This window comes from Grimontia sp. THUN1695 (assembly GCF_059704325.2).
Genome location: NZ_AP046577.1, coordinates 2595311 through 2617476 on the forward strand (window position 1 = coordinate 2595311; position 22166 = coordinate 2617476).

General features: G+C 51.8%; 20 protein-coding genes. 12 read left to right on the plus strand and 8 right to left on the minus strand.

Annotated elements, in window-relative coordinates; all coding sequences use genetic code 11:
• Positions 1-294 precede the first annotated feature (294 nt).
• Positions 295-2247, plus strand: coding sequence for a 2',3'-cyclic-nucleotide 2'-phosphodiesterase (cpdB, locus tag AC6IB1_RS15200; RefSeq protein WP_497567343.1), 1953 nt, complete (start codon positions 295-297; stop codon positions 2245-2247).
• A 166-nt stretch (positions 2248-2413) separates the two neighbouring features.
• Positions 2414-2863 carry a GNAT family N-acetyltransferase gene (locus tag AC6IB1_RS15205; protein ID WP_497567344.1) on the plus strand — a complete coding sequence of 150 codons (450 nt, stop codon included), beginning with the start codon at positions 2414-2416 and terminating at the stop codon, positions 2861-2863.
• A gap of 51 nt (positions 2864-2914) precedes the next feature.
• Here the strand turns inward: AC6IB1_RS15205 and AC6IB1_RS15210 are convergent, their stop codons facing one another.
• Entirely contained in the window at positions 2915-3523 is a 609-nt protein-coding gene (locus AC6IB1_RS15210; RefSeq protein ID WP_497567345.1) for a LysM-like peptidoglycan-binding domain-containing protein, read from the minus strand.
• Between the two features lie 216 nt (positions 3524-3739).
• Between AC6IB1_RS15210 and bamJ the strand changes: the two genes are divergently transcribed.
• A complete protein-coding gene (gene bamJ, locus AC6IB1_RS15215) occupies positions 3740-4360 on the plus strand; it encodes a BamJ family beta-barrel-assembly machinery protein (protein ID WP_497567346.1) in 621 nt (206 codons plus the stop codon).
• A gap of 68 nt (positions 4361-4428) precedes the next feature.
• Here the strand turns inward: bamJ and AC6IB1_RS15220 are convergent, their stop codons facing one another.
• A complete protein-coding gene (locus AC6IB1_RS15220; protein ID WP_497567347.1) occupies positions 4429-5367 on the minus strand; it encodes a LysR family transcriptional regulator in 939 nt (312 codons plus the stop codon).
• A 148-nt stretch (positions 5368-5515) separates the two neighbouring features.
• Between AC6IB1_RS15220 and AC6IB1_RS15225 the strand changes: the two genes are divergently transcribed.
• The 8 genes from AC6IB1_RS15225 (at position 5516) to AC6IB1_RS15260 (ending at position 12477) form a co-directional block, all read left to right on the plus strand.
• Positions 5516-6064, plus strand: coding sequence for a rhodanese-like domain-containing protein (locus tag AC6IB1_RS15225; protein WP_497567348.1), 549 nt, complete (start codon positions 5516-5518; stop codon positions 6062-6064).
• Entirely contained in the window at positions 6061-6957 is an 897-nt protein-coding gene (locus AC6IB1_RS15230; protein ID WP_497567349.1) for a quinoprotein relay system zinc metallohydrolase 2, read from the plus strand. Before AC6IB1_RS15225 ends, AC6IB1_RS15230 begins: the two co-directional genes overlap by 4 nt.
• A gap of 15 nt (positions 6958-6972) precedes the next feature.
• Complete coding sequence (locus tag AC6IB1_RS15235; protein WP_497567350.1) at positions 6973-7758, plus strand: quinoprotein dehydrogenase-associated SoxYZ-like carrier; 786 nt, start codon at positions 6973-6975, stop codon at positions 7756-7758.
• A 527-nt stretch (positions 7759-8285) separates the two neighbouring features.
• Positions 8286-10094, plus strand: coding sequence for a methanol/ethanol family PQQ-dependent dehydrogenase (locus AC6IB1_RS15240; RefSeq protein ID WP_497567351.1), 1809 nt, complete (start codon positions 8286-8288; stop codon positions 10092-10094).
• Positions 10095-10211: 117 nt separating this feature from the next.
• The gene (locus AC6IB1_RS15245; protein WP_497567352.1) at positions 10212-10661 is read left to right on the plus strand and encodes a plastocyanin/azurin family copper-binding protein; all 450 of its coding nucleotides are present in this window, start codon (positions 10212-10214) and stop codon (positions 10659-10661) included.
• Between the two features lie 15 nt (positions 10662-10676).
• Positions 10677-11054 carry a hypothetical protein gene (locus AC6IB1_RS15250; RefSeq protein WP_497567353.1) on the plus strand — a complete coding sequence of 126 codons (378 nt, stop codon included), beginning with the start codon at positions 10677-10679 and terminating at the stop codon, positions 11052-11054.
• A gap of 9 nt (positions 11055-11063) precedes the next feature.
• On the plus strand, positions 11064-11933 hold the full coding sequence (locus AC6IB1_RS15255; protein ID WP_497567354.1) for a quinoprotein dehydrogenase-associated putative ABC transporter substrate-binding protein: 870 nt from the start codon (positions 11064-11066) through the stop codon (positions 11931-11933).
• Positions 11934-11991: 58 nt separating this feature from the next.
• Positions 11992-12477: a DUF2380 domain-containing protein gene (locus tag AC6IB1_RS15260; RefSeq protein ID WP_497569155.1), complete on the plus strand. Its 486-nt coding sequence runs from the start codon at positions 11992-11994 to the stop codon at positions 12475-12477.
• Between the two features lie 61 nt (positions 12478-12538).
• On the opposite strand, the gene AC6IB1_RS15265 is transcribed toward AC6IB1_RS15260, so the two are convergent.
• From AC6IB1_RS15265 to nosP, 6 genes are all read right to left on the minus strand, one after another.
• Positions 12539-13300 carry a phosphoadenylyl-sulfate reductase gene (locus tag AC6IB1_RS15265; protein ID WP_497567355.1) on the minus strand — a complete coding sequence of 254 codons (762 nt, stop codon included), beginning with the start codon at positions 13298-13300 and terminating at the stop codon, positions 12539-12541.
• Positions 13293-15011, minus strand: a complete 1719-nt coding sequence (cysI, locus tag AC6IB1_RS15270; protein WP_497567356.1) for an assimilatory sulfite reductase (NADPH) hemoprotein subunit — start codon at positions 15009-15011, stop codon at positions 13293-13295. The genes AC6IB1_RS15265 and cysI overlap by 8 nt, the downstream gene beginning before the upstream one ends.
• Positions 15011-16843 carry an assimilatory sulfite reductase (NADPH) flavoprotein subunit gene (locus AC6IB1_RS15275; RefSeq protein ID WP_497567357.1) on the minus strand — a complete coding sequence of 611 codons (1833 nt, stop codon included), beginning with the start codon at positions 16841-16843 and terminating at the stop codon, positions 15011-15013. The genes cysI and AC6IB1_RS15275 overlap by 1 nt, the downstream gene beginning before the upstream one ends.
• A gap of 180 nt (positions 16844-17023) precedes the next feature.
• Entirely contained in the window at positions 17024-17254 is a 231-nt protein-coding gene (locus AC6IB1_RS15280; protein WP_497567358.1) for a thymidylate kinase, read from the minus strand.
• A 103-nt stretch (positions 17255-17357) separates the two neighbouring features.
• Positions 17358-19982 carry a NahK/ErcS family hybrid sensor histidine kinase/response regulator gene (locus AC6IB1_RS15285; protein WP_497567359.1) on the minus strand — a complete coding sequence of 875 codons (2625 nt, stop codon included), beginning with the start codon at positions 19980-19982 and terminating at the stop codon, positions 17358-17360.
• 3 nt (positions 19983-19985) lie between these two features.
• Positions 19986-21188 (minus strand): nitric oxide-sensing protein NosP, encoded by a 1203-nt coding sequence (gene nosP / locus AC6IB1_RS15290; protein ID WP_497567360.1) that lies wholly within the window; start codon positions 21186-21188, stop codon positions 19986-19988.
• Between the two features lie 308 nt (positions 21189-21496).
• Between nosP and AC6IB1_RS15295 the strand changes: the two genes are divergently transcribed.
• Positions 21497-22165 (plus strand): LuxR C-terminal-related transcriptional regulator, encoded by a 669-nt coding sequence (locus AC6IB1_RS15295; RefSeq protein WP_497567361.1) that lies wholly within the window; start codon positions 21497-21499, stop codon positions 22163-22165.
• Position 22166 lies beyond the last annotated feature (1 nt).

Below are 22166 nucleotides of genomic sequence, written 5' to 3' on the forward strand. Positions count from 1 at the left end.
GAGCCCTTTTTATCCATTGGGGTCACTTTTTATCCATTGAGGTCACTATAGAGAGTTGGTGTTATTACTTGAAATTCTAAAAATTCATTTTTTATAACGTTATGAGTATTACATCGTTTCTCCGTCACATTGATTGATCGGCCAAACCTTCCTAACATCCTGTCTTAAATGCTTTTGATTACATTCCAGTTAATTCAATCCATTGATCACACTTACAAATGAAATGTAACCATTTCAGGTCACCACAATGCAAAATAGTCATACTTTTCAGTCCATGAACATTCGGAGAGAGTCATGACACTTTCAGCCAAACCGCTATCCATCGCGGTGTTGACAGGTATGCTCACTATGGCAGGCCCAACAATGGCAGATACCATCAAGCTGCGCATCATCGAAACCACCGACATTCACACCAATGTGATGGATTACGACTATTACAAAGACGCGCCGAGTGAAAAAATCGGTCTGGTACGCACCGCCACCTTGGTGAAAGCGGCGCAGGATGAAGTGGAGAACAGCGTTCTGGTTGATAACGGTGACCTTATTCAGGGCAGCCCGATGGGCGATTACATGGCCGCTAAAGGCATCAAAAAAGGGGAAATTCACCCCGTTTACAAGGCAATGAACCTGCTGGATTACGATGTGGGTAACATCGGTAACCATGAGTTCAACTATGGCCTCGACTTTTTGGACATCACGCTGGAAGGTGCCAAATTCCCCTACGTATCTGCCAACGTGATAGATGCCACCACGGGTGACCACTACTTCACCCCTTACATCATCAAAGAGCACACTTTCAAAGACACCGATGGCAATGCCCATCAGGTGAAAGTAGGTTATATCGGTTTTGTGCCGCCACAAATCATGGTGTGGGACAAAAAGAACCTGGAAGGCAAGGTGATTGCCGAAGACATCAAGGCCAGTGCAGAAAAGCTGGTGCCTGAGATGAAAGCCAAAGGCGCAGACGTGATTGTCGCCGTGCCGCACTCCGGCCTGTCGCAGGATGAATATCAAGCCATGGCAGAAAACTCGGTCTACTACCTTGCTGATGTGGACGGCATTGATGCCATTGCCTTCGGTCACTCCCACGCGGTGTTCCCAGGCAAAGGCTTTGACAACATCAAAGGGGTCGACAACCAGAAAGGCACCATCAAAGGTGTAGCTGCAGTGATGCCGGGCCGCTGGGGCAGCCATGTCGGTATCATGGACCTGCAACTGGACAAGCAGGGCGACAAGTGGATCGTCACGCCGGTACAAAGTGAGGCTCGTCCAATCTTTGATGGCAAGTCACTGGCAGCGCCAAATACCGAGATACGTAACGCCCTGGAAGATGACCACCACGCGACCCGGGCGTTTGTTAACCAGCCTATCGGCAAAGCCAATGACGTGATGTACAGCTTCCTGTCGCTGGTGCAGGACGACCCGACGGTGCAAATCGTCAACCTGGCGCAGAAAGATTATGTCGAGCGCTTTATTCAGGGCGATCCGGATCTGGACGGCATTCCTGTGTTGTCAGCCGCTGCACCGTTCAAAGCCGGAGGCCGTAAAAATGACCCGGCCAACTTCACGGAAGTGGAATCTGGCGAGCTGACTTTCCGCAATGCGGCCGATCTTTATCTCTACCCCAATACCCTGGTCACCCTGAAAGTGACCGGTAAAGAAGTGAAAGAATGGCTGGAGTGCAGCGCGGGACAGTTCAACCAAATCGATCCCAATTCCAGCGCAGAGCAATCCCTGATCAACTGGGACGGTTTCCGTACCTACAACTTCGATGTGATTGATGGCGTAAATTATCAGGTCGATATTACCCAGCCAGCCCGTTACGACGGCGACTGCAAACTGGTCAATGCCGATGCAGAGCGGATCCAGAACCTGACATTCAACGGCAAACCGATTGATATGGCCCAACCTTTCCTGATTGCGACCAACAACTACCGTGCGTATTCAAACAAATTCCCGGGTACAGGTAACGACTTTATTGCCTTCGCCTCGCCGGATGAAAACCGCACCGTGGTTGCAAATTACATCAGTGCTGTCACCAAAGAAAAAGGCGAAGTCACGCCAACGGCGGACAACAACTGGTCTTTCGCGCCTATCAAGACTGATGCCAATCTGAACGTAGTATTTGAAACATCGCCGAGCGAGAAAGCAGCGAGTTTCATTCAGGCCAAAGGCCAGTATCCGATGGTGAAAGTGGGCACAGACGATGTCGGCTTCGCCAAGTACCGCATTGACCTGAAGAAATAATTAACAATAGGTTATCATTGTGTTTAATTAATGAAAAAATAACGATTGGTACAAAAAAAACCGCGGTTCTAATCGCGGTTTTTTTATAGGTTATCAAACTGATTTGGGAGAAATGGGCTATTACAACGTTAACCCAAGAGATTTAAAAAAATCAGGAATAACAATAATGCAATGGATCACCCTGACTTTTGGTCAACTGTCGACCCGGCAACTCTATGACCTGTTAAAACTGCGTACCGACGTCTTCGTCGTAGAGCAACACTGCCCCTATCCGGAACTGGACGGCCACGATACCCATCCCGACACCCACCACCTGCTGGGTTACCGGGATGACAAAATGACTGCGTATGCCCGGATTTTACCGGCAGGCCTCACCTACCCGGACATCAGTATTGGCCGTGTCGTTACTGCCCGCACCGAGCGGGGAAATGGGTGTGGGAATGAGCTGGTCAGACAGGCCATCATTCAGGCGCACAGTGTGTGGCCTGATGCCCCCATCACTATCGGCGCCCAATACCATTTACGTGAGTTTTACCGTCGCCACGGGTTTGAGGAGATTTCAGAACAGTACCTGGAAGACGGTATCCCTCATATAGACATGCGCCGCGCTGCCTGAATAGCGGGGATAAAAAAGGCTGCCTGCTGGCAGCCTGAATCCTGTTTGCGGTTACTTTCGGCGGGCAAAGCTGCCGTCTGACAGCCTGAAGAAAATCACTGATGCGCCGGCGGTTTCAATTTGCAGCATGTCCAGTGAGCCTTCGGCATTGCGCTTAAAGCGGAGCAGCTGGCCGGGCTGGATCTGGCTCAGGGGCTTATCATCCCCTTCAATGGCCGAAATTGCATAAAGATCAGGCAATGGCAACGCCTGAGCCCGGAAGATATTTGACAGCGTATCGCCACGCTGCACTTCGTAGTTAACCCAATCCGTACCCACAGTCTGGGTTGGCACAGACCGTGGTGCGCCCTGTCCAGCCTCCTGATTGCCATTTACTTGTGATTGCCCCACAGTCAGCGGGACAGAGACCCTTTCACCACTGGCTGTCACTTCTGGCGCTTCACCATCACTGGATGGCCAGAGTAACAATACCACCAGCAGGGCAGCCAGCACAGAAATGCCGGTACGGTGAAGTTTCGGCAGGGATTGCCAGTAGGGTTGAATGCGTTTAACCCAGGGAGACAGCGCGGCTTTCGCTTTTTCCAACGCGCTTTTAATGGCCTCGCCCAAAGGGGGCGTGGCGGGTGCTGTTCCTTTTTCGCGCTTTCCTTTCAAGGTCATTACCTCTCCCAATTTCCTCTTTCAGTATCTCAGTGAATGCCTTAGCGCTAAATATTAGATCGGCAATATCAGCAAAATGTCAGACTTCTTCCGATCGTCTGACATTTGTACTGTCAAAGAATTCCCGCGGAATTACAACCTGAAAGTCGATTTGTCCCGTATGGCGGGTAACTGTTATCCTTGCCCACTTTAAACCCGTAAATAAAGAGAGACGACATGTCTGATGTAAAACTGGAAACCGTAGAACAAAAAGCAAGCTACGGCATCGGTCTGCAAATGGGTCAGCAACTGGCAGGTTCTGGTCTGGAAGGTCTGAATGTAGATGCCATCGCGAAAGGTATCGCAACCGCACTGGCAGGTAACATGCCTGAGATCGACATTGACGAGATCAACAACGCACTGCGTGAACTGCACATGAAAGCAGAAGAAGTGCGCAAGGCAGCAGCAAAAGAAGCTGCCGCTGAAGGCGAAGCGTTCCTGGCGGAAAACGCCAAGCGTGATGAAGTGACCGTGACCGAATCTGGCCTGCAATACGAAGTGCTGGTTGAAGGTAACGGCGAAATCCCAACATCTGACAAGAAAGTGCGCGTTCACTACCACGGTACCCTGATTGACGGCACCAAGTTTGACAGCTCTGTTGAGCGCGGCCAGCCCGCTGAATTCCCGGTGACCGGCGTGATCAAAGGCTGGGTAGAAGCCCTGCAAATGATGCCTGTTGGCTCGAAGTGGAAACTGTACATCCCACAAGATCTGGCATACGGTGAGCGCGGTGCGGGTGCAGCAATTCCGCCTTTTGCAGCACTGGTATTTGAAGTCGAGCTGCTGGATATCCTGTAAGTTCTGATTCAGAAAAGCAAAGCCAGCGCGACAGATGCTGGCTTTTTTACGCCTGTTATTCTCTCGTCCTAACCTGCCACTTCCCGGTGATTGTGACTGTCATCGTCACGCTGCGCTTCTATTCGCCAAGGCAGGTGGTGCTGGAAATGATCTGACAGGAAGTCCACAAACTGCCGCACCTTGGCAGACAGATTCCGGTTAAACGGATAGACCGCCCATACTGCAGAATCCGGCGCCTGGTAGTCTGCCAGCACTTCCACCAGCTCACCGCTCAGAATTTTCTGGCTGACGTAATAGTCCGGCAACTGGGCAATCCCCAAGCCGTGCAACGCCGCATCCAGCACCGCACTGCCACTGTTACCGTGCCAGCGTCCCCGAGGCTTGATGGTGACTGTCGTTCCACCATCCTGAAACGACCATGAGTCCACCAACCCAATCAGGCAATTGTGGTTTTGCAAGTCATCGAGGTTTACCGGTGCCCCAAATTCTCTGAGATAGGCTGGTGACGCACAAACATATAACTTCCGGGGAGCCAGCTTTTTCGCCATCAGGGTACTGTCTTTCAGATCCCCGGTACGAATCGCCAGATCGTAGCCGTCATGCACCAGATCTATCACGTCATTGGTAAAGTGAAACTCCACACTGAGTCTGGGGTGCACGTCGATAAAATCGTTCACCAGCGGCGCAATAAACTTCTCCCCAAATACCGAAGGCGCGGTGATTTTCAGGGTACCGACCGGCTCGGTCTGCATCTGGGTAACCAGCGCCTCCACTTCGGCAAACTTCTCGATAAGATCGTTACACTGCTCAAAGTACATTTTGCCGACTTCCGTCAGCGTAATTTGTCGCGTTGTACGGTAGAGCAAGCGGGTACTGAGCCGACATTCCAGCGCATCAATACGACGGCTGACATGGGAAGTCGACACACCCAGCTTGCGTGCGGCGGCGGTAAAACTGCCACTGTTGACAACTTCAACAAATTCTTCAACACCACTCCAACGGTTCATCTTTGCCCCACTGAAAAGAAGTTTATTGATGGCTGCAACAATAAAACCCGCCCCTTGACGGTCAAATTGTTATTCTAATGTTAACCCATATTGTCTGGCACTCTTCCCGACTCCTACTAAGGTATGAGCATTATCAGAATAAAGTAGTATGCGTATTCTTAATTTATCCAACAAAATCAGTTTTATATGTGCGATATTGTGTGGTATTCAAGTCACTACCCTCAGTGCTGAAACAGTGCCTGAACCTGTTGACTACCGCACGGAAAATTACCGTGCAGACGTGCCCGCTACCCTACAGGGAGGTCGGGTGCTCGATACGCCCCAACAACTGGTGACGCTGATAAACCGCAGCCATCCTGTTTTGATAGATGTTTATCCTGCGCCGCATAAGCCCGACAACCTCACACCAGAAACACTCTGGATTGAACCCACCCGTGAAACATTACCCGGTGCACTTTGGCTGGCCAATGTCGGCCACGGCATCGCACCCGCGCCACTCATCCAATTACTGAAAAGCCGGCTACCGGATAACTCGCCGGTAGTGGTGTTTTGTGAGCCCAATTGCTGGCACTCATGGAATGCAGGGAAACGGGCCATCGAGTTAGGCGCAAAAGAGGTATATTGGTATCGCGCAGGCGTTACTGGCTGGAAGGCCGCAGGGTTGGCACTTGAAACGCAACACCCGGTCAGGCCATGAAACTCGGGTTGGCACTGTGGTTTCTGATGCTGCCATTTTCTGTGCAGGCTGCGCTCGTACTTTCTTTTGATGAAGTAGCCCCTGGGATATTCATGCATCAGGGTAAAATCGCCGATCTGTTTACCGTCGACAGCGATCCGGTTGCCAACATCACATTCATCGTGGGAAATGAAGCGGTAGCTGTCGTGGATACCGGCGGCAGTAAACGGGCCGGTGAGGGGATTCTCCGGGCAATTCGACAACGCACTGACCTGCCTGTCCGGTATGTGATCAACACACACGTCCATCCAGATCACCACTTCGGCAATGTCGCTTTCGTCGGCGAAAAGCCTGAATTTATCGCCCACGCCCGTTATCCCAGTGATTTTAATGCCAAATCAGGCTATTACCAGCAAAGGCTGACCAAGCCCTGGTTTGACGGTACCAAACCTATCGGCGCGACCCGTGTCGTCAGTGAGGTAACCGAACTTGATCTTGGCAACCGGATGCTGACCCTGACTCCACATAGGCGGGCACACACCCGCCACGATCTGTCGGTATTTGATCAAACCTCCAGCACGCTGATCGCGGGCGATCTGTTGTTTGTCGATCATCTACCAACACTCGATGGCAGCCTGAAAGGCTGGCTGGCAGAAACCAAACGGCTTGAAGCCATGCCTTTCAAACAGGTTATTCCCGGACACGGCCCCATACAACAGTCACAACACGCCTTTGACAGGCAAACGCGCTATCTCTTTTCACTGGCTCAGGCTGTTCGTGCCGCCATCAACAACCACATCGATATCAACACGGCCAGCACCACAGTCATGCCATCTCCGGGAGACTGGAAACTTTACACAACGTTTCACCCACGCAATGTGATCCAGGCTTACAAGGAGCTGGAATGGGAATGATAAGAGGTACCTGCTATGAAAATCACCACCCTGCTGTTGTCGGCACTGCTTACCGCGTTATCCCTGCCAAGCCATGCGCAACCTGAAACGGACAGTGCAGCCTGGCCCGTCATTCGTGACAGCCTATTTCCCGGCGCCCCCGAGATCACAGAAGGAGACCATATTGTGACGCTTTCAGCACCCAGACGGGCCGTTGATGCAGCGCTGGTGCCGCTCGGCGTTACCGTACATGTCCGACAGAACGCTCCCAATCCCATTGCGCGGCTCTATCTTATCGTCGACAACAACCCGTCTCCCATTGTTGGCCGTTTTGACATGAGCCCGAATAATGGCATTGCCAATATTGCCACCCGGGTCAGGGTCAATGCCTACAGCCCGGTAAGGGTGATTGCCCAGACCACCGATGGGAAACTTTATATGCACAGCCAATTCGTTAAAGCCTCCGGTGGTTGCTCTGCGCCAGCCGGCGCGGATGACACACTGGCACGCCAACGGATGGGCAGAATGAAACTCAACGATCTGCCGGGCGATGACTCACGCATGCTACAGCTTTTGATCAGTCATCCTAATTACAGCGGTCTGCAAATCGACCAGATCACCCGCCACTGGATCCCCTCCGATTATGTCAGTGATGTGAATATCACACTGGAGGGAGAACCTATCATGCGTTTTAACGGGGGGATCTCGATAAGTGAAAATCCTACCTTTACCTTTCATCTCGATAAAGGAAAAAGCGGCAAGTTGAAAGCCGATGTGAAAGATTCCACGGGGCGTGTGTTTACCAAAGAGTGGGACATCTGACACCTATTGCGTAAAATATCACCCAAAAGCGGCCAGCGCCTGATGCTGTATCCTGATGATGTTAAAGGATATGGCATCAGTGGCTTATGCCGCTTTCTCCTCTCTTTCGCTAAAACAAGACAGCTTTAAAATCAACATTTTCAAGGAGTTATCTATAGCTTCCCGCAATTTGGACATTATTGCCCGCGGACAAAAGTGTTATGTCCGTTTCCTTCTCACACAACCACCAAAGCTGCCATACACTCAATTCACGACGTTTTGTATTCAACGTATGGCCCCCTTTTCTTTGGCGCTGTTTCTGTTGAAGCGAAATAGTCTTTGAAAACATTTAAGAAACGCGAAACCGCTGACGTTGTCGATCGCTGATGTCGCCAGACCGCCAACGAAGGAAGCTGACAGAGCGAAAATTGGTCAATATGCGTCTCACAACCCTGCGGATTACGCCCCTACATTATTGAGTAAAAAAGCCGGGTGTTGTTCAGGTATCACTGGTATCGACAACACACGCTGTCACGGAGGAGATCAACATGATAGGTGCTGTAAGGTTAACACTCTGCATCACAACAGCCGCAATCCTTTCCCTTGCACTGCTGTTTCCCGCAACGTCGCACGCCAATGACGAGCTGATAACGTTGCAAGAAGACCCCAATCAATGGGTGATGTGGGGCGGTGATTATTCAGGCACACGCTACAGCCCGCTTGATCAAATCAATGCCAAAAACGCCAAAGATCTTCAAGTTGCCTGGACATTCTCTACTGGCGTGCTGCGCGGTCATGAAGGCGGTCCATTGGTTTTGGGTGATACCATGTACATCCATACGCCTTTTCCCAACAAAGTGTTCGCCATTGATTTAAAAAGCAAAGCACTGAAATGGGAGTATGAACCAAAGCAAGACGCCTCAGTCATCGCAGTAATGTGTTGTGACACCGTAAACCGCGGTCTTGCATACGCTGACGGCAAGATTTTCTTGCAACAAGCCGACACCACGCTGGTCGCATTGGATCAGAACACCGGTAAGGTTGTGTGGAAAGTCGTGAACGGCGATCCAAAAGTCGGCGCCACCAACACCAACGCACCACTGGTGGTGAAAGACAAAATCATCACAGGGATCAGTGGGGGTGAATTCGGTGTCCGTGGGTATCTCACCGCCTACAACATCAAAGATGGCAGCGTTGCCTGGCGTGCATACAGCACAGGTCCAGATGAAGAAATGCTGGTTGACCCTGAAAAAACCACTGAAATGCTCAAACCCATTGGCAAAGATTCCAGCCTGAAAACCTGGGAAGGCGATCAGTGGAAAATCGGTGGCGGTACTACCTGGGGTTGGTTTACTTACGACCCTGAGCTGAACCTGATTTACTACGGAACCGGTAATCCAAGTACGTGGAACCCATCCCAACGCCCGGGCGACAACAAGTACTCCATGACCATCATGGCACGTGATGCGGACACAGGTATGGCGAAATGGCTCTACCAGATGACGCCACACGATGAGTGGGATTATGACGGCGTTAACGAGATGATCCTGGTTGATAAGAAGTTCAACGGCAAAGACCGCAAGCTTTTGGTGCACTTTGACCGGAACGGCTTTGGTTACACCTTGGATCGCGTCACCGGCGAACTTTTGGTGGCTGAGAAGTTTGATCCAGCCGTGAACTGGGCAACCCATGTGGACATGGAGACAGGTCGTCCGCAAGTTGTTGCCAAATACTCTACGGCTCAAAACGGTGAAGACGTCAACACCAAAGGTATCTGCCCTGCTGCGTTAGGGTCAAAAGACCAGCAACCTGCGACCTACAGTCCTCGCACTGGCTTGTTCTACGTCCCCACTAACCATGTTTGTATGGACTACGAACCGTTCGAAGTCGCTTACACCGCAGGCCAACCTTATGTGGGTGCAACACTTTCCATGTTCCCCGCACCAGACAGCCATGGCGGTTTGGGTAACTTTATTGCCTGGGATGCCGAGAAAGGTGAAATCGTCTGGTCACTGCCTGAGCCTTTCTCCGTCTGGAGCGGCGCGCTGGCAACAGGCGGTGGCGTGGTGTTCTATGGCACGCTCGAAGGCTACCTGAAAGCTGTGGATGAGAAGACAGGTAAAGAGCTTTACCGCTTCAAAACCCCATCCGGCATTATCGGCAACGTGAATACCTACATGCATGATGGCAAACAGTATGTCGCCGTGCTCTCTGGCATCGGTGGCTGGGCAGGTATTGGTATGGCTGCCGGCCTGGAAGGTGACACCGATGGCTTGGGTGCAGTAGGGGCTTACCGCAAACTCTCTGACTATACCCAATTGGGTGGTGTGCTGACGGTCTTCGCACTGCCAAACTAAAAATAAAACAACGAGAAAGGGGAGTATCGACTCCCCTTTCTCAGCTCTGATGCACAGCATCAGGTTGAGTTGTCTGTACGGCATCTACACTGAACGAACAGCAAAAGGAAAATGCGTATGACTAAGAAGTTAATCGGATCACTCTTATTGTTTGTGGGACTGGTAAGTAACGCGTTTGCAGAAGAACACGTTGTACGCGCCGTGGGCGTGAAATTCGACCCTATGATCGTCATTCTCCAGCCGGGTGACAGGGTAAGCTGGACCAACATGCCAGCACATCTCATTGAAACCATTGATGTCATGGTGCCAGACGGCACAGAGAAAATACTGACTGAGCTCGGCGTCGACGTAAGCTTCGTGTTTGAAAATGAAGGTATTTATGTCTACAAATGCACCCCACACTGGGGTACCAGAATGGGCGGCGTTTTGCTTGTCGGCAACCCCTCCGGCATAGAGGGAACCATCGATGCTTACATGGCGGAAATTGAGAACGACAAGTCCTTGCTCCCCGCCAAAGGATTACTGAAGAAATTTAAGAAGCATCTGCAACAAGAAGGCATTTTGTAGTCGCGGGAGGTTGCTATGAAAAAACTGATATCGAGATTTACCTTGCTCTTTAGCTTGGCATTACTGCTTCCCTTTTCCACCCATGCCAACGACTTTCCAACCTTAGAGAGGGTCAAGTTTGTTCAGGAATGCATGGCGCTGAAAGGGGGCCCTTCTTACGTCAACATGTACGGTTGCAGCTGCGTGATAGATAAAATCGCAGCACAACTGACCTTCGATGAGTATGTTCGGGGGGATGCATTCGTCAGGCTACGCAATATGCGTGGGGAGAGAGGCGGCTATTTCCGTTCATCTAAAGACAGCCGTTCTGCCAGAGGCGAACTGCTCGATATTCGCGACAGTGCAGAACAAGAATGTTTTGTCAGTCCAAATGTGACAGCAGCAAGCCAGTAGGAGAGCACGATGAAGTCTTTATTTTCACTCCTTTCAGTGATTTTTATCCTCGTTTTTTCAGGTTTTACATTGGCAACTGAGAAAGCATTCCCCGCTCCGCTACCAGACAAACTCCGCGTCTGTGCAGATCCGAATAACCTGCCCTACTCAAACCGAGCACAGGAAGGGTTCGAGAACAAGATTGCCGAGCAGCTTGGCGAGTATTTCGGACTGGATGTAGAGTACGTCTGGTTTCCGCAACGCATGGGTTTTATCCGAAATACCCTGAAAAACTGGTCTGACGATGATGGTCGCTTTGCCTGTGATTTAGTGATTGGCGTCCCCGCGCAATTCGATATTGCAGCCACGACCAAGCCCTACTACCGCTCAGCCTATTCCCTGCTTGTTCGCAAACAAGGCGCGTTGGCCGACATAGACAGTCAGGACGCGTTTAAAGCATTGCCAGATGAGACAAAAAGAGGCATTAAAATTGCCGCATTCAGCCCATCACCCGCGGTCGGTTGGCTTCGTGCCAATGGGTTTAAAGATAACACTGAGTTCTTCCGCATCATGAATGGCGACCCAGAGGATTACCCGGGAAAGATGGTTAACCGTGTTGCCGATGGCGAGTTTGATGCACTGGTGATTTGGGGGCCCATTGCCGGCTACTTTGCCAAAGGCCACCCCGACTTGGCAGTGATTCCTATGACGTCCGAAGGCAGTGAGATATTCGACTTCGCCATTTCAATGGGCATTCGTTACGGAGAAAGACCGTGGAAGGAAACCGTGGAAATGGCAATGGAAGCCAATGCGCCGCAAATTGCGATGATATTGCAAGAGTACGGGGTACCCATTGTTGAGGCTTCTTCTGCCCCACGGCGAGATGATGACGATGACTAATCGTAAAACGGGCGCTGTCGCCCGTTTTTTCATGGCTTTATATTTGTTGACTGGGAGTGTGCTATTGATCAGCCCACCCCTTTGGGCTGGCGATATCGCAGTGCTCGACTTTGAGCTCAACGACTTAACCCGTGTCGCAGACAACAGTGATGAGGTCAAGCGCACAGCGAGCCTCGCCCCCATGCTGCGCGATATACTCACCAATACCCACGGATACGTTTCAATCGCGATCCCTGCTGAGGCCTATCAAAACGCCAATCAGGGCTTCGGCTATTTGTTTGACCATGCCGACGCAGCAGCACAATTGGGACAGAATTTAGGCGCTGAGTGGGTGGTGATTAACCGACTACACAAGCCAAGCTTTTTGTTTTCCTACCTGATAACCCAAGTTGTGAATGTAAAAACCGGACTGGCCTATCCCGAGTTAATTGTTGAAATCAAAGGGCAACAGGAAAAGATGAACCAGCGGGGACTGAAAAAACTGGCAGGTAAAATCGCAAATCAAATCACTGCGTTTTCAGGCGCTGCAACCACCAACAATTAGGACCAACTACAACATAAAAAAGCGATGCCGAAGCACCGCTTTTCTGCAAGCTATTAGGGCGTTAAATACCCTCACCATCCCCGGACACGGCGTCTTCATGAAGACCACATTCGCGTTTCAGACCGAAGAAGCGGGTTTCTTCTTCTGTCATGCCATCTTCCAGCTTACGGGTGGTGTGCACATCACCGACCGACACATAGCCTTGATCCCACAGTGGGTGGTACGGCAGATCGTTATCTTTCAGGTAGTAATGCACGTCTTTGTTCGTCCAGTCGATGACCGGCAGGAACTTAAACACCCCGTTCTGGATACCGAGAATGGGCAGTGTCTGGCGTGAGCTCGACTGATCGCGGCGAAGGCCTGAGAACCAGGTGCCGACATTCAGTTCATCCAGCGCGCGGCGCATCGGTTCCACCTTGTTGAGGCGGTTGTAGCGCTCAATGCCTTCCACCCCCTGCTCCCAAAGTTTACCGTACTGCGCTTCTTGCCATGCCGAGCTTTGCTCTGCACGGTAGACGCGAAGGTCCAGTTTTAGGCGCTCTGTCAGTTCATCAATAAACTGATAGGTTTCCGGAAACAGGTAGCCAGTGTCTGTCAGAATCACCGGGGTGTCCGGCTTTTCTTTCGTCACCAGATGCAGCATCACCGCCGCCTGAATACCGAAGCTTGATGACAGGGCGAACTCGCCCTGCAGGTTTTCCAACGCCCAGCGAACCCGCTCCTGCGCTGAAAGGCTTTCAAGCTCAGCATTGATTGGCGCCAGTTCTAAGATTTGCTCAGCCTTGGTACGGCCAAGCAGATCGGACAGTTGAAATTTAGGCATAGAAATCCCTCTTAGAGACTTTCACTTCCGCAATAATGCCAGCGCGGATAACAAAATCACCGAAGCCTTCGCCATCGTTACGCTCGGTTGCCCAACGGCCAACCAGTGCATCGATCTCTTCCAGGATCTGTGCGTCGGTAATGTTCTCTTTATACATTTTGGGCACGCGGGTACCTTCACGGTTACCACCCAGGTGAAGGTTGTATCGACCTGGCGCTTTACCTACCAAGCCAATTTCCGCCAACATAGCGCGGCCACAACCGTTTGGACAGCCCGTCACACGGAAGATGATGTGATCATCTCCTACGCCGTGCTTTTCCAGCACGCCTTCAAGCTCGGTCACAAAGCCCGGCAGGAAGCGCTCTGCTTCCGCCATCGCCAGCGGACAGGTTGGAAACGCCACACATGCCATCGAGTTCTTGCGCTGCTCGCTCACGCCATCATCGATCAGACCGTGCTCGCGCGCAATTTTCTCAATTTTCGCTTTGTTAGTCTTCGACACACCTGCCACAACCAGATTCTGGTTTGCGGTCATGCGGAAATCACCTTTGTGGATTTTCGCAATTTCCGCCACACCGGTTTTCAATGGCTTGCCTGGGTAATCCAGCAGACGGCCGTTTTCGATAAACAGGGTCAGGTGATGTTTACCATCAATGCCTTCAACCCAACCAATACGGTCACCACGACTGGTAAACTCGTACGGACGGCTCGCTTCGAACTTCACGTCTGCACGCTTTTCGACTTCCGCTTTAAACACGTCAGTGCCCACGCGATCCAGTGTATATTTGGTCTTGGCGTTCTTACGGTTAGAACGGTTACCCCAATCGCGCTGTGTGGTCACCACCGCCGCCGCGACATCCAGCGTTTTCTCGAGTGGGATAAAGCCCAGATCGTCCGCTTTACGTGGGTAAGTGCTGGTGTCGCCGTGAGTCATTGCAAGACCGCCACCGACCAGTACGTTAAAGCCAACCAGCTTGCCGTTGTCTGCAATCGCCACGAAGTTCAGGTCGTTTGCATGCACATCCACATCATTTTGCGGTGGAATAACAACCGTGGTTTTAAATTTACGTGGCAGGTAGTTAGAACCCAGGATCGGCTCTTCATCCTGATGGCCTTCTACCTTCTCACCGTCCAGCCAGATTTCCGCGTAGGCGCGGGTTTTCGGCAGCAGGTGTTCACTGATCTTGGCGGCCCACTCGTAGGCTTCCTGATGCAGCTCAGATTCCACAGGGTTCGTGGTACACAACACATTACGGTTTACGTCACCCGCTGTGGCAATGGAATCAATGCCGATTTTGTTCAGCGTCTGGTGCATCAGCTTGATGTTTGGCTTCAGTACACCGTGGAACTGGAATGTCTGGCGCGTGGTCAGACGGATACTGCCGTACAGGGTGTGCTCGGTCGCGAACTCATCGATCGCCAACCACTGTTTCGGGGTGATGATGCCCCCCGGCATACGGGCACGCAGCATCACATTGTGCAGCGGCTCCAGCTTTTGCTTTTGACGCTCAGCACGGATATCACGGTCGTCCTGCTGGTACATACCGTGGAAGCGGATCAACTGGAAATTATCCGCCGTAAAGCCACCGGTCACTGGATCTCGCAGATCCTGTTCGATCGTACCGCGAAGGAAATTACTTTCACGCTTCAGACGTTCGTTGTCTGACAATGGGCCCAGCTCTTGGCCCAATACGACTTGCTTGTCACTCATTAGTACACATCCTTTTGATAGCGCTTCGCCTTACGCAGCTCGTTCAAATAATTTTCTGCGTCTTCCCGGCTCTTGCCGCCGTGCTCTTCGGCGACCTTAATCAATGCTTCATGAACGTCTTTGGCCATGTGAGTCGCATCACCACAGATATAGAGGTACGCGCCATCTTGTAACCATTGCCACACTTCTTTGCCTTGCTCGACAATCTTATGCTGGACATACACTTTCTCTGCCTGATCGCGGCTAAAGGCGAGGTCGATGTAGGTTAAAAGGCCATCTTTGAGGAATTTCTGCCACTCAACCTGATACAGAAAGTCCTGCGTAAAGGTGCGGTCACCAAAGAACAACCAGTTCTTTCCTTCTGCACCGCGGGCATCACGCTCTTGCATAAAGGCGCGGAAAGGGGCAATACCAGTACCGGGGCCGACCATGATGACAGGCGCGTTATCGTCCGCAGGCAGCTTGAAGTTGTTGTTGTGTTCAATAAACACCTTCACAGCGCCTGCCTCTTCAGCACGCTGGGCAAGGAAGCTGGACGCACCACCAAAGCGGGTGTTGTCACCGTTTTCAAATTCCACCAGACCCACGGTCAGGTGCACTTCCTCACCGACCTCTTGCTGACTCGAGGCAATCGAGTACAAACGCGGGGTCAGTTTACGAAGCAGGCCAACCAATTGCTCTGCCGACAGGGCGATTTTCTTCTCGCCCAACACATCCGCCACCTGGGTGCGGTTGGCATACTGGCGCAGCTTGTCTTTATCTTCCGCGAGTTTTTGCAGCTTCTTACTGCCGGAAAGTTCGGCAATCGCGGCCACCTGCTGTGGGTTAGACGCGGTGATCTCAAACTTCTCAATCAATGCCTGACGCAGTGGCAGGGATTCACCCGCCACTTCAACCGTTTCATCGCCCGTCAGGCCCACTTTCGCCAGAATCTCGTCTGCAAGCTCAGGGCTGTTGGTGTAGTACACACCCAAGGCATCGCCCGGTTGGTAAGTCAGGCCCGAGTCGCCTAAATCGATTTCGATATGGCGAACGTCTTTACCTGAATCACGGCCAGTGATTTTCTGGTTTGCCACCAACTCTGCCGCATAAGGGTTTTGCTTGTTATAGGCAGACGCCGCACCTGCTGTGGTCGCTGCGTGCAGTGGCACCACCACTTCATCACCGCCCGTCGCTGAGCTAACCAGGGTCTCTTTCACTTTCGCCAGCACGTCACTGCTCCAGCTTTCGGCTTCTGCGTCGTAATCCACGTCGCAATCGACACGTGGTGCAATCGCTGTCGCGCCAAGCTTAGACAGGTAAGCGTCGAAGTCTTTACCGGTCTGGCAGAAGAATTCGTAGCTTGAATCACCCAAACCCAACACCGCGTATTGCAGTTTGTCGAGTGTTGGTGCTTTCTTCGATTGCAGAAACTCGTGCAAAGAAATCGCATTATCTGGCGGCTCGCCTTCACCGTTGGTCGACGCCACGATGATAAGGTGCGTTTCTTTCGCCAGATCCCGCGGTTTGTAATCGTCGGCCGAATACAGGGAAACCTCTACGCCGTCTGCCTTGGCTTTTGCTGCCAATGCTTCTGCCACCCCTTTGGCATTGCCCGTCTGGGAAGCATAAATAATGGTCAGTTTACCCGCCGGTTTTACCGCAGTGGCAACCGCCTGGGCAAGAGGTTGAGGGGTAGCACCTGCCACCGAGGACGTTTGGCTTAATCCCCAGAAGTAACCGCTGATCCAGGCCAGCTGTTGTGGCGACAACTCTGCCACCGCCTGTTGCAGCTGGCCGATCTGCTGGTCATTGAGTGGACTTGCCAGCGCAGAAAGTTCCTTGAGTAACATGACACGACATTCCTTTATTATTGCGTGAGCATAGAGTAGCCACTCGGCGTAATAACTAGAAAGAATAGAAACGCATGTTTTATAACCCTGCGTTAGATCACAGAGGTCATGTATTGTTCAAAGAGAGAGGGCTTCTAAAGAAAAAGGGAACACATTGGGTGAATGGAGAAAGTTAAAGGGTCAGGCCTCGACGATTCTTACCTGATGAAAACCGATATCGAGGGCATTTTCCGTCGCCATGTCGACATCACCAAAACACTGTTCAATGCCATTACCATCGGTCAGTGGTACCAATCCACCACGGGTATGGCGAAACTCAACAATCCACCCGTCACTGGACAGTGATGGTTCAACCACCGCTTCCACCAACAAACGTTGCCTGTAGAGGATCCTGAGTTCGGATTTTGTCATTGCATTTTCCTGCGGCTAAGCCAAAACAAAGGGGGTTTATACCCACATGTTTGGTTAGGAAAAGCATAGACTGGGCACCGGGTATGTGCCACAGCATGTCTTATCAATTGTGAGACGATACAACACGGGCCGCGACCGGCTCTTTATCCCCACGGAGCAAGTGCACCATGGTCATTTTCAGCCGCATAGGGGAAACCGGTTTATGCATCACCAGAAATCCACAGTCCCGGGCCTTATGCTGCAATGCTTCACTGCGGTTGGCCGTCACGATCACCGTCGGGACAGGCTGTAACCGCTGCTGGTTGATACTTTTGGCCAGTGTCAGGCCATTGATGTCATTGTCGAGATGGTAGTCTGCAATCAACAGCTCAACCGGTGCCTGCACGGTATCACAACTGATTTGCAACGCGTCCAGAGATCCGGCACATGTCACTTCACACCCCCAGCGCACCAACAGCTCTTCCATAGCACGGCAGATGTTCGGATCATTGTCTATCACCCACACCCGCGCGCCCTGAAGCACCACACTGTTGTCAGTGACCAGTGATTCCACGTTGCGAAGCGTTTGCCTTTCCGGTGTGCCGTAGGGCACCAGCACTGAAAAGCGTGAGCCCACACCGGGCACAGAGTCGACGGTAATAGCATGCCCTAACACGCTGGCAATCTTATCGACAATCGCCAATCCCAACCCAAGCTGGGTGTGGCTTTTATCCTGCTCGGCGGTCAGGCGTTTAAATTCCTGGAAGATTTCGTTTTTCTTGTCTTCCGGGATCCCTACCCCAGTGTCCAATACTTCGATACGCAGCCCTTCACGGCACCGGCGACTGCCGAGCAGGATTTTTCCACCCGGGGTGTAGCGGAGGGCGTTGGTCATCAGGTTACGGACAATACGTGCCAGCAGTTGGGAGTCGGTATACACATAAGAGGAACTGTGCACATAGCGCACTTCCACACGGGTCCCTTCGGCGGCATGGCTAAAATCATCGGCGATGTTATCGAGCAGGTCACTGATCGGAAAAGATTGTTTATCGGCCCGCACCACCCCGGCATCCAGTTTGGAGATATCCACCAGTGTCGTGATCAAAGATTCCACATCTTCAAGCGAATGCGCCAGTGAGCTGACCAGCTTTCTCGCTGCTGGCGACATACGGTGGCTCAGCAGGGACCCCAGATAGAGTTGGGCGGCATTGAGAGGCTGCAACAGATCGTGGCTGATAGCGGCGAGGAATTTGGTTTTGGAAAGATTGGCCCGTTCGGCGTCCTTTTTAGTTTCCAGCAAACGCTCCTGGATCATCCGGCGCTCTTCCACTTCATCCTGAAGCTGGTTATTGAGTGTCTGCAGCTGCGCCGTCCGTTCCTGAACCCGAAGCTCCATGGTCTGGTAGGCCTGCTCAAGCTCCTCGGCATTCTGCCTGCGTTCAGTGATGTCCCAGTTGAGCACAAAAAAACCTGTGATTTTGCCGTTAACGGCCTGGTTGGGTACATAGCTTTTCACTACGTAGCGCGCCTCCCCCTGCGCGTTGAACTCTTCAATTTCAAACACCACAGACTCCCCATCCAGCGCCCGCTCTACATAAGGCCTCATTGCTTCAAATGTCGACGAGCGGCGGGAGACCGAAATGTGTTTGCCAATCAGCTCGCCATGCGGGAAACCATACCATTCATCATAAACACGGTTGGTAAACTGGTAACGGAGATCATCACCGACATACGCGATAAGGGCAGGCACATTATCGGTGATCAAACGCAGCCACTGCTCCGTTTCGCGAAGTTCCTTGGCATCCAGATACCGCTGGGTAATGTCGGTGTAGGTATTCACGTAACCCTGATCGTCCATGGCATGGCTTCGCACCTCGATAACCCGGCCATCATTCAGGGGCTGCACCCGTACTCCTTCCGGCGGACGGCTTCCACATCCCCCAACTCGCCAGAGGGTAAGCGGAGAAACTTCCGCCAGAAGCGCTATCTGAGCCCCCATCAGGTGGGATTGGTCAAAACCACTCATATCAAGGAAGCGTTGGTTAAATACCAGCACATCGCCGATTTTACTGACCATCAGCACGCCCTGGGACAGGTTATCGACCATGTTCTGCAAAATGCGGCTTTTTTCTGCCATTGCCGCCTCAAAGCGGGCGGTTTCAGCCTGTTTAAGCTGGGTGATATCAGAGTAGAGCATCACCACCCCTCCATCACTGGTTTCCCGCTCCTTGATTTGCAGCCAGCGTCCGTTTTGCAGTTTCAGGGTCTGACCGTTGCGGTTGCCCGGAATCTCCTGCACGATAAGGCCACGCTCTTTGGCGAGTTGGCGGATTTTCTCCGGCGTCAGTGACGGGGTATTGAGGGAAATGGCATTGTCCTGCCAGTAACGCTGGAAGCGGCTGTTGGAATACACTAACTCACGGTTGGGATCGTAAAGGGCAAAGCCATCAGAAATCGATTCAATGGCATCAATAAAGTGCTGGTGGGCTTTTTCCGCCTGCAATTTGGCCTGGGTTAACTGGCGGTTAGCCGATTCAATAGAGTGCAGTGCATGGTTAAGCTCTTCGGTTTTCTCACGCACCTGATCGGCCAGCACCACGGAATGCTGAAACGCTCCCCAGGCATCAACCTGCCCACTGCCGCCCTGCTCCACGCGTTTTACCAAAGCGTCAATCATCTTCTTCTGGCGTGCGTTTTCTTCCTTTAGTGCTTCAATGTGTTGAGCCAGTTCGGCTTCCCTGTTACTCAACGGTTAGCCCGCCTTGCGTGCCAAGTCAATAAGGTAGCCAGGAGGCGATTGAGAAGGTTTACCGATCATCACCCCGGTGAGGGTCTGGTTCATATGAATGCCGTTAAGCTGTTCACCATAGGTATTGAAACCGACCATGTTGAACCGACTGAACATCTGTTTAGCTTTGTCACGCGTCATGGTTTGCTCAATTTCAAGCCGACGGAGAAAACAGTCACAGGACAGGGTCAATTCAGGTTCACCAATGCGCGACTGGATAGCACTGAGCTTGGCCTCCATATCGGCAAACAAATTGCCGGGGCGCATGGCGGTCACCACAATGCCGTCATCCACCGCACAATAAAAATCGAGACTCAAATCGTCATTCACTTTCTGGATAGAGCGGATGAAATACTGATCACCAATCAGCACCGCAAGCGGATGCAGGGCATAAATCTCCGGGCGCAGGTCTTCCAATGCAATGCCAGCTTCACGCGCATAGACCTCTGCCGCCGGCTCAGCATTGAACTCGTACACCCGTCTGAGAGTACAGTCTGCATCGGTAACCACCAGCTTGCTATCAAGGCTTTCAATATGGTGGGTCGTGAACACCTCAAACGGGCAGCGGGTATTGAACATCACCACAATCGCCGACTCGCTGTGAAACGCGCCTTCACTGTAAACGTGAGTGTTGGCAAGGTTCACATCATCCCCGGCGGAGCCACCAAAATGAGGCAAGCGACCAAGGGCCGTATCCAGCGTCACCAGAAAACGTTCTTCGTTGGGTGACAGCCCGTCAATCAGAGTTAGGACAAACGTATTGCTGTTGATTGGTGCCTTAAGATCCTGTCGGCAGGCATCCATCAAATGGCTGACGCACAGCTGGGCAGATTGGAGATCAAAGTCATCGAGCGAGACCCGTTGCCCGCTGATCTTGAAATCCCGACGAGAAAAGCCCAGCGCACTGATACTGCTTTTGGCGTAGCCAGACGGCGTCAGCTCCCCCGCCGTGGTACATCCCATCACTTCACAACGGGAAAACGCCTGTCCCATCTCGCGCCCCAGCGCATCCAGATCATACGCCGCCGAACAGAAAAAAAGCACAAAGCCGACATCTTCGTCATCGAGCTGCATTGCCAGTTCCCGTGCGGCTTTCGCGGCATCCAACTGGTAGGTCACGGCGCTGAATACCGCACGTGGCTGCGTAAAAGGTTGACGTGTTGCCATGGGCTCTCCTGCTCACTTTTAGACAACGTAGCATGCCACCGAATCAATGGGCATATGACTTAAGTTTAATCGCTAGCAGGGGACAACAACGTCATACTTAGGAATGAATTTTACAAAAATGCAAAATTTACAGATCAAAAATGTCAATATTGTGACGCAACATCCACTACAAATGGAATAAGGGTCACTACACTGAATAACACATTCAAACATCCGGTGAGTATGCGTTTTTAAGCCTTTTATTGGGGGATTTTTATGTCAATCTCCGTTGGAAAAACGGTGTTTGCAGTATCAAAAAGGATTGAATTATGTACAAATTTCTCGTTGCAGATGATCATCCTCTGTTTCGCGATGCCCTGATAGCAGTCATCCATGGACGCTTCGAGGAATGCGATATTCTGCAATCCGAAAATATTGAGCGCACGCTGGACGTTGCCGGGGAAAATCCGGATCTTGATCTTATCCTCCTCGACCTGAATATGCCCGGCATGGCAGGCCTGAAAGGACTTCTCGAACTGCGCAACCAATACCCAACCATTCCCGTCGCTATCATTTCCGCCGAAACCAACAAACAGATCATCCTCCAAACCATTGCTTACGGTGCGGTCGGCTTTATCGCCAAAAGTGCCCCGAAGGAAAGGATGCGCGATGCGTTTGAACAAATCCTTGATGGGCACGTTTACCTGCCCGCAGATATTATCCGTGCTGAGGGAGAGGGTGAGACATCACAGCGCCGTAAAGAAGATCCTAAGTTTTCCCCAGAAATGCTGCACACCCTGACCCGCCGTCAGTTACTGGTGCTGAAATCTATGGCACAAGGCGCCGCCAACAAGCAAATTGCTTATGATCTCAACATCTCAGAAACCACCGTGAAATCTCACGTTTCCGCCATTTTAAAAAAACTGGGGGTACATAACCGCATTCAAGCAGTTGTAGGGGTGACCAATATTGACTTTGACCGCTACCTGAAGCGTTAGG

Excerpts from the sequence above, each read along its gene's own strand:
- AC6IB1_RS15205 (WP_497567344.1), top strand. The coding sequence starts at position 2,414 with ATGCAATGGATCACCCTGACTTTTGGTCAACTGTCGACCCGGCAACTC.
- AC6IB1_RS15225 (WP_497567348.1), top strand. The coding sequence starts at position 5,516 with ATGCGTATTCTTAATTTATCCAACAAAATCAGTTTTATATGTGCGATA.
- AC6IB1_RS15245 (WP_497567352.1), top strand. The coding sequence starts at position 10,212 with ATGACTAAGAAGTTAATCGGATCACTCTTATTGTTTGTGGGACTGGTA.
- AC6IB1_RS15220 (WP_497567347.1), bottom strand. The coding sequence starts at position 5,367 with ATGAACCGTTGGAGTGGTGTTGAAGAATTTGTTGAAGTTGTCAACAGT.
- AC6IB1_RS15265 (WP_497567355.1), bottom strand. The coding sequence starts at position 13,300 with ATGCCTAAATTTCAACTGTCCGATCTGCTTGGCCGTACCAAGGCTGAG.
- AC6IB1_RS15295 (WP_497567361.1), top strand. The coding sequence starts at position 21,497 with ATGTACAAATTTCTCGTTGCAGATGATCATCCTCTGTTTCGCGATGCC.
- AC6IB1_RS15230 (WP_497567349.1), top strand. The coding sequence starts at position 6,061 with ATGAAACTCGGGTTGGCACTGTGGTTTCTGATGCTGCCATTTTCTGTG.
- AC6IB1_RS15240 (WP_497567351.1), top strand. The coding sequence starts at position 8,286 with ATGATAGGTGCTGTAAGGTTAACACTCTGCATCACAACAGCCGCAATC.
- AC6IB1_RS15255 (WP_497567354.1), top strand. The coding sequence starts at position 11,064 with ATGAAGTCTTTATTTTCACTCCTTTCAGTGATTTTTATCCTCGTTTTT.
- AC6IB1_RS15250 (WP_497567353.1), top strand. The coding sequence starts at position 10,677 with ATGAAAAAACTGATATCGAGATTTACCTTGCTCTTTAGCTTGGCATTA.
- nosP (WP_497567360.1), bottom strand. The coding sequence starts at position 21,188 with ATGGCAACACGTCAACCTTTTACGCAGCCACGTGCGGTATTCAGCGCC.
- bamJ (WP_497567346.1), top strand. The coding sequence starts at position 3,740 with ATGTCTGATGTAAAACTGGAAACCGTAGAACAAAAAGCAAGCTACGGC.
- AC6IB1_RS15280 (WP_497567358.1), bottom strand. The coding sequence starts at position 17,254 with ATGACAAAATCCGAACTCAGGATCCTCTACAGGCAACGTTTGTTGGTG.
- cysI (WP_497567356.1), bottom strand. The coding sequence starts at position 15,011 with ATGAGTGACAAGCAAGTCGTATTGGGCCAAGAGCTGGGCCCATTGTCA.
- AC6IB1_RS15275 (WP_497567357.1), bottom strand. The coding sequence starts at position 16,843 with ATGTTACTCAAGGAACTTTCTGCGCTGGCAAGTCCACTCAATGACCAG.
- cpdB (WP_497567343.1), top strand. The coding sequence starts at position 295 with ATGACACTTTCAGCCAAACCGCTATCCATCGCGGTGTTGACAGGTATG.
- AC6IB1_RS15235 (WP_497567350.1), top strand. The coding sequence starts at position 6,973 with ATGAAAATCACCACCCTGCTGTTGTCGGCACTGCTTACCGCGTTATCC.
- AC6IB1_RS15210 (WP_497567345.1), bottom strand. The coding sequence starts at position 3,523 with ATGACCTTGAAAGGAAAGCGCGAAAAAGGAACAGCACCCGCCACGCCC.